We start from the raw sequence: 14,302 nt of genomic DNA, 5'->3' as shown, positions 1-14,302 counted from the left end.
AGCAATGGATGTCTTTCTTTCGAAGGTTAGAACATCATCATGCTGCACATCATATCAAAACACATATTTTGAGAAATAGAGTGGTGTAGTGAAAGGTCGCAGTCTGCGGAAATTTCTTTCTGAGCAGATACCGGAGCCATGATGATGCATAGGTAAGAATCAAAGTAGTTCTTATTCATGAGAATAAATTTTATGTTTTTTTTAACTGTGTCAAAAGTATTTAATAATTCACAAAACGCTATTAATATAACATATGAGATAAATCATATAAGTCTACTAATTTAGTAGGGTATTTGATTTTAAGATAAGTTTTATGGTGTAATTATTTATTAATCAGTTGTTTATTGTTTTAAAATTAAATATTTGAAATATTTTTTTAATGATCATTTTAACAATAAATAAAAATTAACATTAAAAGTCTATTGTTTTTGTAGACTTTTTCATTACTTTGCCGCGCAAAATGATTGTATCATTCGAAGTTCTTTTACACGAAAAAAATAATCTATTTTTGAAATAGTTTTCTTTTGCACATTTTTTGCTTCTGTGAACTACTCTTACAGCGATTATGCTTAATCGCTGATACAAATACAACCCATATATGATGAAAAAATACCTTACTTATGTTTTACTTTTGGGATCTCCCTGGTTTTGGGCTCAAAATAAAACTGTTGAAAAATCTACCTACCAGCAAAATTGGCTGCAGGCAGAAAAGGAAAATGAAGCCGTTGCTTTTGATGCTGATCTTAAGCTGTCTGATGCTGAAAAAACATTGGATAACAAATTACAGCAGATAAGAAAGCAATTTCTTGCTGAAACTGAAAAACAGAAAATCCCTTTATATAATCACTCTTTTACCCAATTAAAATCACTCATCGAAAGCAGTAAGTTATTTGAGGTTATACAGGCAATGCCCAAAGGAAGTCTGCTTCACACTCATAGCGGAGGGATAACCGATGTAAAGTGGGTTATTTCTACAGCGAAAGGATATAAAGAATGTTATGTTTATGATCAGGAGGATAACAAGGACTTTATTTTCGGACAATTGGGCTTTTTCAAAGAGAGAGAAGTTCCAAAAGGATTCGTAAATCTGAAAGACAAATTATCTTCCCATCCTGAATTTGAAAAAGAACTGCAGGAACTTCTGATTCTCAAACGCGATCAGCTTTGTGATTATTCGGATTATTGGATTGAATTTGAAAAACGTTTTAAACGCATAAGCCTTTTGCTGTCCTACCGTCCGTTCTTTAAACAATATTACCTGAAAGGTTTTCAGGACCTGGCAAAAGACAAGGTGCAAAACGTGGAAATCCGATTTATTTTTGAAGAGCTTTATGATTTTCAGCATGGCAAATATCCTTTAAAAACTTCTGTTACAGATTTGCAGGATGTTGTTAAAGAAATGCATCAGTCATATCCGGAGTTTACGATGAAGCTGATTTATTCCAGTTTTAAATTTTTAGATTCCCCAAAAATAGAAGAACAGCTTATAACAGCTTTTGAATTGAAGAAAGAGTTTCCGGATGTTATTTCAGGTTTTGATCTTGTTGCGGATGAGGCTGCAGGGAATAGAATCAATTCATTTCAGAAAAACTGGGGAACTTTAAATGAGCTGACGAAAAAGTACGGAGTAGGAATGCCTCTTTTTCTTCATGCCGGAGAAAGTACTTCTGTTTTTAATAAAAATATTCTGGATATAGGATTATTAAACAACCAAAGAATTGGCCACGGGCTGAATTTAATCTACTTTCCAAAAACAATGGAACTGATCAGGAAGCAGAACAAATTGGCGGAAGTAAGCCCCATCAGTAATCAGGTTCTGGGATATGTGAGTGATTTGAGAAATCATCCTGCAAGAGTTCTGTTAAGCAACGGAATACAGTGTTCTATCAATAGTGATGATCCATCAGTATATGGATACGAAGGCCTTAGCTATGATTTCTGGGTGGCTTTTGTATATTGGGAATTGGATGTGAAAGCATTGAAGAAGCTTGTTTTCAACTCTGTTAATTATTCTTCTCTAAGCGAAACTGAAAAGAAAAAAGCTCTGATACATCTGAATAAAGAATGGAATGATTTTGTTCAACAAACGAATTCTACATTAAAATAATTCAGATTTTTACCTTTAGAACAGGTTTTTAACTTCCTTATCATATAAAAAGAGCGTCATTAAAACTAATGATGCTCTTTTATATTTATTGATAATTCTGTTTAAACTGGTTCAGGATAAACGAATTATTTTTTAGGCTGTAAAGACAAGTTATCCAGATACACGGCCTGATGAACTCCATTCAACAAAACCTTGAAACCTAGATGGGTATCTTTTTTAAGAGATATGTTATATGTTTTTTTAGCACCTGTTATCTTCGAAGCTTTAGCAATAGAAGCATAAGATTTAGTATCAGATGCGTTATCTACTGAGAAAAGCTCCAATGTAGTTTCTCCTCCGTTGTCTGAAGCATCAAGAGTTAATGTATAGTTCCCCGCTTTCACTTTTGGAGTTACCAAATACATATTTTCTCTTGGATCATTCATCGAGTAAAATATGATTTTTTTGTCACCTGCATAAAGCATTGCTTTCCCTGCCTGAGCAGTCCAGCATTTATTAATCTCCTTCCAGCTATCAAAATTTTCTGTAAGTTTGGTTATAGTGGTACACTGTGCTTTTGCTGTTAAAAATCCTCCTAGGGTAATTATTCCTGCAAATACGATTTTTTTCATATATTATTTACATATTATGAGGTAAAAATAACTAAAAATGGTCAGATCAGAAAGCTATTGTGTAATTTCATCTTTTAGCAATGATTATATAGGGCCTTTGCAGGTAATGAATCATGATGACCGAAAAAAAAGGATCGAACGGATAAAAATTGCAGCAATGAAAGATTCAAAGAAAAAATATTTTGTAGAGTGATGATAATCATATATTTAGAATTTAGAATCCGGACCAATATCTTTGATAGTGGCCCGGATTCTATGATACATGGAAAGTATAACTTTGCCTGATAAAGTTGATTCTTTATCCAGATATGATCATTACTTTCAACATTAAACATTCATTTGTTTTTTATGAGAATTACTTGGGTAGGGTTCCCATAAATTCAAATATTTCAGCTCCTATTTCTGTGGCATGCGTTTCCAGTGCGAAATGACCGGTATCGTAGAACTTAAGTTTGGCGTTTGGAAGATCTTTCAGATAAGCTTTGGCTCCTTCAGGAAGAAAATAGGGATCTTTGTTTCCCCATACGAGTAGTAATTTGGGCTGATATTTTCTAAAATATGTATGAAATTGAGGATATAGCGCTACATTCGTTCTGTAGTCTTTTACCAGGTCCAGCTGTATTTCAATATTACCGGGTCTGTCTAGAAATTTTTGATCAAGAGTATAGGTTTCGGGAGCAATTAAAGAAGGATCAGAAACTCCATGATAATACTGAAAAGTTGTAGCTTCCTTAGAAACAAAACCTTTTAATGCCAGTCTGTTTGCTTCTGAAGTGTCGTTCCAATATTTTTGTATAGGATCCCATTCATTGCTAAGTCCTTCTTTATAGGCATTCCCATTTTGAGAGATAATGCCGGTAATCTTTTCAGGATTATTCATAGCGAGACGTAATCCTACTGGTGCGCCGTAATCAAATATATAGACCGCGAAACGTTTTATTTCCAACTGATCAATAAAACCCTGAACGACATTGGTGAGGTGATCAAATGTATAAGAAAACTGTTGGTGGTCAGGTGCATCCGAATAGCCAAAACCAGGAAGATCCGGAGCTATGACATGGTATTTTTTACTTAATAAGGGAATGAGATTTCTGAACATATGAGACGAAGTCGGATATCCATGCAGGAGAAGCAGGGTAGGAGCATCACTAGGACCTGCTTCTCTATAAAATACATTGAGCCCTTCTACTTTTGTGTTGCGATAGTGAATGGTCTGGTTTTCCATAACATGAGGATTTAAAGTTAATTTTTGATTAAGTTGTGCATGCATCATTTGGTTGGATAGTAAACCAATTGACAGCATGGTAATGATTTGTCTGATTATCATTTTTATTTATTTTTTGTGATGTCAAAATTAATACGGATATTTGATTATTAAAAACGATTAATTGTAATCATTGTAATCACTTTTAATGATTAATGAAAATGAATCTAAACGATTTGAAAATTTTTGAAGCCGTTGCAGATACGGGAAGTTTTACAAAAGCAGCTACCGTCACGTTTACCGTTCAGTCCAACGTTACTGCACGGATAAAAAGTCTTGAAGAAGAGTTTAATACAAAACTTTTTTCACGTACCTCCCGCAAAGTAGAGCTTACTGCTGAAGGCATGATTCTTATGGAATACTGTAAACAGATCCAGCATTTGATGGAGGAAGCAAAACGTACAATTCAAAGTACAGAACATATCAGAGGTTCTCTTAAAATTGGATGTATAGAAACAACTATGGCTTTAAAAGCTCCGGAAATATATCGTGTTTTTGAAGAGAAATACCCGGATGTTGAACTGGAATTTAAATCAGATACCAGAAACTCACTTATACTTGATGTCTTAAATTATAGTCTGGATGCAGCCTTTGTTTCTGCTCCTATTAACATCAATGGACTTGAAAAGATCTCTATTAAAGAAGAGCAGCTTGTTATTTTAACATCATCAAAGGGACCACAGCTTCAGACATTGCTTGAAAAAGAGCCATTAAAGATTGTCGTTTTTGACGAAGGCTGTATTTTTAGAGAAAGATTAGAATCCTGGCTGAGTCATAAAGGCATTCTCAATTACAAAAGTACGGTGGTGAATTCTATTGAAGGGATTATCAATTTTGTTGAAGCAGGATGGGGAATCAGTATGTTGCCGGAAGAGATTCTCGAAGAACATTATACAGGAAGAAAAATTAAAAATTACAGACTCAACAGGCAGTTAGGAACCATGAATACCGTACTTGTATTTAGAAAAGACGGGCCAAGGTCGAGAGCTTTACAATCTTTTATTAATATGTATCTGTAATTGCTGATTTCATAATTGTTCCCAAATGGTTTTTAAACCTGTATCAGACTGATTTATTGCAAACAAAACAGATGAATCAGAAATAAATATAATATTATTTTTTGATGAACAATTTGATGAATCCATCAGAAAGACATACTTTTGCATTCTGCAATATAAAATCATTATTGATGATAATATTGTTTTCACCAAAAAACTAAAAACCAAAAACTAACATTGAAAACTAATTCAACCATGAGAAAAAAAAACACTTTGTCCATTCAACAAAACTAATTGTTTCCAACAATTAATCTACAATAGTAAACTTTTCAGAATTATTGAAAACCCCATATCGTATTAACGAATAGGGCTTCTAGAATTATTTTCTGTCATCAGGCGAAGACATATCTAATAATGAAATGATAAGTATTCGGCTCTTTATTAAGAATATAGAAAATATACTTTAGCAATATAGACGAAAATATGCTGTTGTCTCAGTTACCATGCTACAACACTATAGGATTCATGAAAATACTTTTAACATCAATGTTTATTCATTGATGATATCTCTTGTTTTGCACGAACTCAATCGATTTTGAACAGAATTTCCATATTCTGATCATTTTTGATGGAGCTCGGATACTATTGAATTGAAGCACAGTAACTCAAAAAATCAAAGTATACTCAGTATTAAAACCATTTAATTTTTACACTATTATGACAAAAAAATTACTTATCATTGTCTTAACAGGTTTATTCAACACGATGGCTTTTGCAGCCGATCTTTATGTGAGAAATGCCGGAGCAGGTGGAGCTTATTCTACAGTAAGTGCAGCGATTACCGCAGCGTCCGATGGAGACCGGATTATTATTCAGCCCAAAACGAACGGGACTGCTTATGTAGAAAATATTACCATCAACAAATCTTTAACTTTTGTTTCTGAAACCAGTTATAATAAATATTTTATTCAGGGAACAGTTACCATCAATCCGGCTGCCGGAAGGGTAGTAACGATCAGTAATCTGAGCTCAGGAAATTTTACTATTTATAACGTAGTGGCCAGTGGGCCTACAACAGGGGGAAGAACTACGATAAACCTTTACAATTGTTATTTAAATAAGGTTATTACCAACCAGGCCAACACTACTACCAATATTTCTGGTTCTGTAGTATCCGGGGAAATTAATTTTTCTCACGGAAGAGTTACGGCAAATAAAGCACAGTCGATTTCTGTCAACTCTACCACTGCGGATACCAGTCTCGCTCCCTCGGATGTAGAAGTGTATGGGAATGCAGCAAGTTTCGGGATAACTCATTCACAATCCAATTATAATTTTAAACTTTATAATAATTTTTGCCGTGGAGTATTTGTTTATGCTATTAAAACAGGAGGTAATAACGAGATCATTAATAACACCATCTACGATCCGAATGGGGGAGATATCGCTCCATTTTTTATCAACTTAAGTACCGGAAACACCGGAAATATTTCCATGATGAATAATGCAGCTTCTTTTGTGGTAGGAGCCACGAATGTCTGTATTAAAAACAATAATATCGCAACCGTAACGGCAAACTACAATGTATTTACCAATCCGTTTGTAACCGAAGGAACAATTATCCAAAATAACAACTCCGGATCAGTGAATATGAATTTTGATAACACAGCATACACCGTAACAGGGATGAATGTAAACGCAGGAAATCCTGATGTAATGTATACAGATTTAGATTTAACCAGAAATGATGCCGGACATTATGGAGGTTCCAACAGCTGGGCGAATTACTGGCCTGCAGACAGTGGAGCCAAACCTCAGATCAACTATCTGGTAACTCCGAGAACCATCAATAATGGTACTTTGAACGTCATTGGATCGGGTTTCTCTAAATAATTCTTAATCATACAATAAGATGAATAAATATATTTATAGTATAATCGCTTTGTTTATGGTCACGTTGTGCTGGGCACAAACGTACGTAAGCCAGGCCGAGTATTTTTGGGACACTGACCCGGGAGCAGGAAATGGAACTGCTGTTTTGGCTACCGACGGAAGTTTCAACAGTGCTTTTGAACAATTGACCAAAACAGGAGTTTCGGCACCTGGCAATGGTTTACATAAATTAAGCATCCGTGTCAAAGACAGTAATGGAACCTGGGGGCCGGTTTTTACGAACGTTATTGATGTTCAGCAAAATCAGCTGCCTTTTCTATCGCTTACACAGGCTGAATATTTCTGGGATACAGATCCGGGAGCAGGAAACGGAACAGCAGTTCTGGCCGCTGACGGTAATTTTGACAGCTCTTATGAGCAATTGGTAAAGACAGGAATTGCTTTACCATCCGTTGGATTGCACGTTTTTAATATTCGTGTTAAAGATAGCAATGGTACGTGGGGACCTGCTTTTAAAAATGTTATTGATGTACAGGCTCCTGGCCCTGCAGGGTGCTGGCAGAGTCTTTCTTCGGGCTCTACCCATTCTTTAGGAATAAAAACAGATGGTACTCTTTGGGCTTGGGGCTCAAATGGTTATGGTAGATTGGGAGATGGGACGACTATTCAAAGAAATGTTTCCGTACAGATAGGTACGGCCAATAACTGGAAAAAAGTAGCTGCTGGGATAGACTATTCGGTAGCTATAAAAACAGATGGAACATTATGGGCCTGGGGAGGTAACAGTATAGGCCAGCTAGGAGACGGAACTACAATTAACAGAAACGTTCCTACACAAATCGGAACGGCTACCGACTGGGTAGATATCTCTGCTGGAACTAGACATACAATGGGTATAAAAGCCAATGGCAGCCTTTGGGGCTGGGGCTATGGTACTTTACTGGGTGATGGAACTTATACAGACAAAACCGTACCTACACAAATCGGAACATTAACCAATTGGAAGAGCATATCATTAGGAGAAAGTTTATCTTTTGCAATAAAAACAGATGGTACCCTTTGGGGCTGGGGAGTTAATAGTTTTGGAATGCTGAATAGCGGTAACACAACAATAGTACTTAATCCTATACAAATTGGAACAAGCACAAACTGGGCTAGCATTTCAGCAGGATATTCTCATGCTGCAGCATTAAATACCAATGGGCAGCTTTACACTTGGGGACGAAATCATAAAGGGCAGCTTGGTGATAATACCAATACTGACCGAACGACACCGAATCTCGTACGTAATGGAGTTCAAAGTGTTAGTGCATTAGTAAGTCATACTCTGGCTATAACAACAACCGGAAATTTAATTGCTTCCGGTGCTAATGATAGTGGACAGTTGGGTGATGGTACTGGTGTAGATAAGAAAAACTGGATCACTGTAGGAAATGCTACTAATTATAAATTAATTGGTAACTCTATGGTTTCTGACTTTAGCTTAGTACTGGATAACGATGCTTTTCTGAAGGTAAGCGGAACTAACCAGGCGGGGCAATTAGGGGATGGTACTACTACTTACAGATATACCCTAACTCCTGTTGTCTGTACTTCAAACTGTACTCCTCCAAGCCAATTGTATACTGCTAACGTGACTGCTACGGATGCTGATCTTAATTGGTTCCCTGCTGCATCCGCGCCTAGTAACGGGTATTTATATGCTTATGGTACTTCTTCAACAATGGGTAGCTCAAATGGTAATACAGTTTCTACAACAGTAAACATAACGAATTTATTACCTTCAACTACTTATTATTGGTGGATAGGTTCTAGATGTGGAACCAATATTATATGGGTGCCGGGAGGAAGTTTTACAACACTTCCTTTCTCAGGCTGTTTTAATGAAATAGAGGCCGGTGGTTCACGTAGTTTTGCTGTGAAGCCAGATGGTACCCTTTGGGGCTGGGGGTATGGCTCAAACTTGGGAGAAGGTAACAATGTGAATTATAATATGCCAAAAAGAATTGGTACTGCCACGAATTGGAAGAATGTAGTCTCAGGTGGACAACATGCTGCCGGTTTAAGAAAAGATGGTACTCTATGGACATGGGGTTTCAATAATTCCGGACAATTGGGATATGGTAATAATTCAGCCATTTTTGTACCTAAGCAAGTGGGTACGGCTACCGATTGGAAAAGTGTAACAGTGGGATATGAAACCACATTGGCTATTAAAACAAACGGTACCCTTTGGGCTTGCGGACGTAACGGTAATGGGGCTTTGGGAGATGGTACTTTGGTTAGTAAATCAAGTATGACACAAATAGGTACTGCAGCTGACTGGGAGGCTGTGTCTACTGTAGGAGAAAACGTAGTCGCTTTAAAAACGGATGGCACTCTTTGGACATGGGGGTATAATGCAGATGGTCAGTTAGGTAATGGAAATACTACCAATGTTCTGGTACCAACACAAATCGGAGTGGCTACTAACTGGAAAAAGATAAAAGCTGCTCTAGGGCACACCTTAGCAGTAAGAACAGATGGCACCCTTTGGTCTTGGGGAATTAATACCTACGGTCAATTAGGTGATGGAACTACCACTAATAAAAACGTACCTACACAAATTGGTACAGAAACCAATTGGAGAGATATTGATACTTATACAGACCACTCACTGGCTATTAAAACCGATGGTTCACTTTGGGCTTGGGGTAGAAATAATGAAGCTCAGTTAGGTGATGGTACTTACGCTAACAGAACTGCACCGAAACGTATTGGAGTATCCTACAGCTGGTACAGTATCTCAGCAGGAGATTATCATTCGATGGCTATAAACAATAATGGGACTTTACATACTTGGGGATATAACAATTTTGGTCAATTGGGTAATGGTACAACTGGATATCAGGCTAATATACAGATACCAGCAGCGATAGCTTGTCCTACAGACTGTCCTGTTCCAAGCCAGTTATCAGCTACCAATATTAGTTCTACCGCGGCTACGTTTAACTGGGTAGCACCAGCAGCATCACCTGCGGGAGGATATATGTACAAATATGGTACTTCATCAAATGTAGCAAGTAGCAGCAGTACGATCAATACTGCCGGTTCTACAATAGCAACAGCAACCAATCTATTACCAAGCACTACCTATTATTGGTGGGTAGCATCTCATTGCGGATCTACGCAGAGTGATTGGGTAGCTGGAGGATCTTTTACGACATTACCTCCTGCAGGCTGCTGGCAAAATGTTTCTGGAGGAAGTAACCATTCCGCAGGAGTAAAATCAGACGGCACCCTTTGGACTTGGGGAACGAATAGCGATGGGCAGTTAGGTGATGGAACAAATACCGACAGACAAGTTCCAACGAAAATTGGTACAGATACCAACTGGAAAAAAGTGGTAACTGGTGCTCAGTATTCAATCGGATTGAAAACCAATGGAACACTATGGGCTTGGGGATACAACTCTTTTGGTCAATTAGGAAATGGAAACACTACGAGTACAAATGTACCAGTACAAATTGGGACCGCTACAGACTGGGCTGATATTGGCAGCGGGAATAATCACACTTTAGCCATCAAAACAAACGGTACCCTTTGGGGCTGGGGAAATAATGGAAACGGACAATTAGGCGACGGTACCATTTTAAATAAAACAGTACCTACGAAAATAGGAACCGCAACCGATTGGAAAAACATTACCGGAGGTGATAATTTTTCTTTGGCAATAAAAACTTCAGGTACTCTTTGGGGATGGGGTTTAAACAATTATGGACAGTTAGGAGACGGTACAACAACAGATCGAATCCTGCCTACACAGATAGGAACATCTGTAAGCTGGGTAGAAGTTTCAGCAGGATACACTCACGCTGTAGCAAGAAATAATGGAGGATCTGCTTATACCTGGGGAAGAAATGACAGAGGTCAACTTGGTGATGGTACCAATACCAATAAGTCAACTCCTATTTTTGCATATTCTTCTACTAAAAGTATAGCGGCAGGGGCAAATCATACCGCTGTAGTTACTACAGACGGAAAATTATATACTTGTGGTGCCAATAATTTTGGTCAGTTGGGAAATAATACAACGACTAACAGCTCAACTTGGGTTGCTGTAGGAAACGATATTGATAATGCAGTAGTTTCCGCAGGAGCAACGCATACATTAGTTTTAAATACCGATCGTTTCTTAAAAGTATCTGGAAATAATGATGGAGGAAGATTAGGAGATGGTACAACAATTCAGAGGAATACATTGGTTTCTATTACTTGTATTCCATGTAATCCTCCAAGTCAGTTATCAACGTCCAATATAAACTCTACGACAGCTACGCTGAACTGGGGCGCTTCAGCACCAGCACCTACCGGAGGGTATATATATGCTTATGGTACTTCTTCAACGATGGGAAGTCCTAATGGAAATACAATTTCTACATCAGCAGATATTACCAATCTGGTACCTAATACTACCTATTATTGGTGGGTGGCGACTAATTGTGGCTCTAGCCAAAGCAGCTGGGTACCTGGAGGTTCATTTACAACACTTCCTCCTTCAGGTTGTTGGCAGACTGTTTATGCAGGTGAAACTCATTCATTAGGAATCAAAACAGATGGAACATTATGGGCATGGGGAAGTAACCAATATGGCCAATTAGGTGATGGAACAGTTACCAATAGAAATATTGCTGTTCAGATTGGTACAGATAATAACTGGAAAAAAATTGTTGGAGGTGCTCAGTATTCAATTGGATTAAAAACAGACGGTACGATTTGGTCTTGGGGATATAACTCAGCAGGACAGTTAGGAACCGGAGCGAGTACCAATGTATTGACTCCAACGAAGATAGGTATGAATTCCGACTGGCTAGATATTGCAGCAGGTAAGACACATGCCTTGGCTATCAAAGTAAACGGAACACTATGGGCATGGGGAAGTAATCTTTCCGGGCAGCTGGGTGATGGAACCAATACCAATAAGAACGCACCTGTACAAATAGGTACAGCAACAAATTGGAAGAGTTTAGCAGCAGGAACTGACTTCTCTCTTGCAGTAAAAACCAATGGAACATTATGGACATGGGGAAGTAACCAATACGGTCAGTTAGGTGATGGTACAACGGTTAATAAAAATATCCCTACCCAAATTATAACCAATAGTACTTGGGCAGATGTTTCAGCTGGCTTTATGCATTCCGTAGCAAAAACGACCAATGGAATTCTCTATACCTGGGGAGATAATAGCCAGGGACAACTGGGTGATGGTACTTATGTAAACAAATCAACACCAGCCTTTGTTTATGATGGAATTCAGAGTATTGATGCAGGAGGGCATCATACAATAGCGATAACAACTGCCGGAAATATGATTGCTTCTGGGTACAATTATTTCGGTCAGCTGGCAAACAGTACAACGAATAATACCTCAAACTCGTTTTCTGTATCAAATGCGAACGACTTTATCCTGATCTCTGGAGGAGGATACTATACTTTAGCATTAAACAATGATGGCTTCCTGAAAGCAGCTGGTGCTAATGAAGCAGGTCAGTTAGGAGATGGTACTACTGTTCAAAAGAACGGGCTTGTTTCCATTGCATGTAGTAGTGTAATCTGTCTTTCTCCAAGTCAGTTGTATACTTCGGGGATCACTTCTTCAGCCGCTACTCTTAACTGGGTGGCACCAACAACTGCTCCTAGCGGAGGATATGTATATCTATACAATATGAGTCCGGTTTTAGGAGGGGCAGATGGAGCCGCTGTTTCTACAACAGCTAACCTGGCCAATCTATTGCCAAATACCACTTACTATTGGTGGGTTGCCTCTAAATGTGGAACCAGTCAAAGCAATTGGGAATATGGAGGTTCCTTTACAACACTTCCTGCAGGTACAACGGGCTGTTGGGAAAGCGTGAGTTCAGGATACAGTCATTCTTCAGGAATCAAAACAGATGGAACATTATGGGCATGGGGAAGCAATTCCTTTGGACAGCTTGGAGATGGTAGTGGAATCTTAAAACAAGCCCCTGTACAAATAGGAGCTTCAAATAATTGGCTGAAAGTATCGAACGGGATGTATCATACAGTGGCAGTCAAAACAGATGGAACTCTTTGGGCATGGGGAGGTAACCAGTATGGTCAGTTAGGAGACGGTACGATGGTCAACAAAATGAGTCCTACCCAAATCGGAACCGAAACAGACTGGGTGAGTATTGCCAATGGTGATAATTTTACAGTAGCCTTAAAATCCAATGGAACTCTTTGGGCGTGGGGTCTGAATAATTACGGACAATTAGGAGATGGAACAGTAATCGATAGAATTACCCCAACACAAGTCGGAACTGCCAATGATTGGAAAAGTATGGCTCCTGGAGTATCACATACTATTGCTGTAAAAACCAACGGTACACTTTGGACTTGGGGATGGAATAGTTTTGGTCAATTAGGAGATGGAACACTAGGTAATAAATCTGTTCCTACACAAATTGGAACTGCAACCAACTGGAAAGTTGCTGTCGGAGGATTTTATCATTCGGTAGGAGTTAAAACAGATGGAACTCTTTGGGCATGGGGAGGTAACCAGTATGGTCAGTTAGGAGACGCAACCCAAAGCGATAAAATTATTCCTACACAAATTGGTACCGCAACCAACTGGAAGAGTGTAAATGCTGATTATCTTCATTCTTCTGTGGGAATAAGAACAGACGGAACTCTTTGGGCATGGGGTCTGAATAGTAATGGACAATTGGGAGACGGAACCTCAACCAGCAGAAATGCTCCGGTACAAATAGGAACCGCTACTGATACCAAAAGCATCGCTGCCAATATGTATAACAGACTTGTTATAAATAATAATGGGTTTTTAGCAGCATTGGGTCCTAATAATTCAGGTCAGGTAGGTGATGGAACGCTTATATCAAGAAAAATTTTCACCCCTGTTGGTTGTCCTACAAGTGCTAACTTACAGGTTGAGGATGTTTCAGTAAAGAGAGATCAACTGAAAGTTTTCCCAAATCCTGTACGTGACATTCTTACGGTTTCGTTTGATCAAAAGATTCTTCTGTTAACTGTTTTCAATATGGCAGGCCAGCAGGTTCTTACGAAAGAGATCAACGCTACTAAAGGAATGATCGATGTTTCTGCTTTCCCATCAGGAGTTTATCTGATAAAAGTGAATGCAGCCAACAACTTTGTGAAAACTGTAAAAGTAATTAAGCAATAATCTTTGAAAGGTTAATTCATAAGGAAAATCTAGTGAGACCTAAGCGTCACTTTACAAAGTATCTTTTCTCTGGGATCACAGATAATGATTACCCTTTTTTATAAAAATAGCGCCACTTATTTATAGGTGGCGCTATTCTTTAGAAACTAATTAATACTTTTGAATATCTCAAATGAATAGATCATTAAAACGTAGAGTAATGAAAAAGATAACAATCATTGGCTTCTT

7 protein-coding genes are annotated in these 14,302 nt (G+C 38.2%); 4 read left to right on the top strand and 3 right to left on the bottom strand.

The features are described from left to right. Nucleotides 1-26: 26 nt before the first annotated feature. Nucleotides 27-179, bottom strand: coding sequence for a hypothetical protein (locus ACQ76T_RS10940; protein ID WP_431343325.1), 153 nt, complete (start codon nucleotides 177-179; stop codon nucleotides 27-29). 419 nt (nucleotides 180-598) lie between these two features. On the opposite strand from ACQ76T_RS10940, the gene ACQ76T_RS10935 reads away from it, so the two are divergent. Beyond that, entirely contained in the window at nucleotides 599-2,107 is a 1,509-nt protein-coding gene (locus tag ACQ76T_RS10935; protein WP_431343324.1) for an adenosine kinase, read from the top strand. Nucleotides 2,108-2,232: 125 nt separating this feature from the next. Here the strand turns inward: ACQ76T_RS10935 and ACQ76T_RS10930 are convergent, their stop codons facing one another. Both ACQ76T_RS10930 and ACQ76T_RS10925 read right to left on the bottom strand, forming a co-directional pair. After that, nucleotides 2,233-2,718, bottom strand: coding sequence for a hypothetical protein (locus tag ACQ76T_RS10930; protein ID WP_431343323.1), 486 nt, complete (start codon nucleotides 2,716-2,718; stop codon nucleotides 2,233-2,235). A 355-nt stretch (nucleotides 2,719-3,073) separates the two neighbouring features. Next, on the bottom strand, nucleotides 3,074-4,045 hold the full coding sequence (locus ACQ76T_RS10925; protein WP_431343322.1) for an alpha/beta fold hydrolase: 972 nt from the start codon (nucleotides 4,043-4,045) through the stop codon (nucleotides 3,074-3,076). Between the two features lie 98 nt (nucleotides 4,046-4,143). On the opposite strand from ACQ76T_RS10925, the gene ACQ76T_RS10920 reads away from it, so the two are divergent. From ACQ76T_RS10920 to ACQ76T_RS10910, 3 genes are all read left to right on the top strand, one after another. Continuing rightward, nucleotides 4,144-5,001, top strand: coding sequence for a LysR family transcriptional regulator (locus ACQ76T_RS10920; RefSeq protein WP_431343321.1), 858 nt, complete (start codon nucleotides 4,144-4,146; stop codon nucleotides 4,999-5,001). A 696-nt stretch (nucleotides 5,002-5,697) separates the two neighbouring features. After that, complete coding sequence (locus ACQ76T_RS10915; protein WP_431343320.1) at nucleotides 5,698-6,873, top strand: hypothetical protein; 1,176 nt, start codon at nucleotides 5,698-5,700, stop codon at nucleotides 6,871-6,873. A gap of 19 nt (nucleotides 6,874-6,892) precedes the next feature. Continuing rightward, entirely contained in the window at nucleotides 6,893-14,074 is a 7,182-nt protein-coding gene (locus ACQ76T_RS10910) for a fibronectin type III domain-containing protein (RefSeq protein WP_431343319.1), read from the top strand. Nucleotides 14,075-14,302 lie beyond the last annotated feature (228 nt).

Source organism: Chryseobacterium sp. JK1, assembly GCF_050632815.1.
In the GTDB taxonomy this organism is placed as follows: Bacteria; Bacteroidota; Bacteroidia; order Flavobacteriales; family Weeksellaceae; genus Chryseobacterium.
The sequence above is the reverse complement of the archived record's forward strand: the minus strand, read 5'-3'. Positions and strand labels throughout refer to the sequence as shown.

Bases quoted from the DNA above. Each gene is read 5' to 3' on its own strand.
- ACQ76T_RS10940 (WP_431343325.1), bottom strand. From the start codon at position 179: ATGAATAAGAACTACTTTGATTCTTACCTATGCATCATCATGGCTCCG.
- ACQ76T_RS10935 (WP_431343324.1), top strand. From the start codon at position 599: ATGATGAAAAAATACCTTACTTATGTTTTACTTTTGGGATCTCCCTGG.
- ACQ76T_RS10930 (WP_431343323.1), bottom strand. From the start codon at position 2,718: ATGAAAAAAATCGTATTTGCAGGAATAATTACCCTAGGAGGATTTTTA.
- ACQ76T_RS10925 (WP_431343322.1), bottom strand. From the start codon at position 4,045: ATGATAATCAGACAAATCATTACCATGCTGTCAATTGGTTTACTATCC.
- ACQ76T_RS10920 (WP_431343321.1), top strand. From the start codon at position 4,144: ATGAATCTAAACGATTTGAAAATTTTTGAAGCCGTTGCAGATACGGGA.
- ACQ76T_RS10915 (WP_431343320.1), top strand. From the start codon at position 5,698: ATGACAAAAAAATTACTTATCATTGTCTTAACAGGTTTATTCAACACG.
- ACQ76T_RS10910 (WP_431343319.1), top strand. From the start codon at position 6,893: ATGAATAAATATATTTATAGTATAATCGCTTTGTTTATGGTCACGTTG.